This window comes from Elizabethkingia argenteiflava, assembly GCF_009904105.1.
In the GTDB taxonomy this organism is placed as follows: Bacteria; Bacteroidota; Bacteroidia; order Flavobacteriales; family Weeksellaceae; genus Elizabethkingia; species Elizabethkingia argenteiflava.
Window position 1 is genome coordinate 1 of record NZ_JAAABJ010000334.1, and the last position, 302, is coordinate 302.

General features: G+C 43.7%; 1 pseudogene. It reads left to right on the forward strand.

Going from position 1 to position 302, the window contains the following annotated elements:
- Positions 1–302: pseudogene (locus GNY06_RS03605) on the forward strand (transposase); the annotation flags it as partial.

Genomic DNA, 302 nt, shown 5'->3' on the forward strand with positions numbered 1-302 from the left:
ATGGAGAAACCGTCCTCTTGAAACCGTCTATCCATTTGTATTTCTGTATTGTATGTTTTTCAAGGTAAGGGTGAATGGTGCTGTTGAAACCCGTGCGATCTATAATATCCTCGGGGTTGATATCGCAGGAAAAAAGGATGTACTTGGGCTTTATAGTTCAGAAAATGAAGGGTCCAATTCTGGCTTGGAGTTCTCACTGATCTGAAGAAACGCGGTGTGGAAGATATTATGATTGCCTGCATAGACGGCCTGAAAGGTTTCCCCGAAGCGGTTGAGGCTGTATTTCCTAAAACCAGGGTACA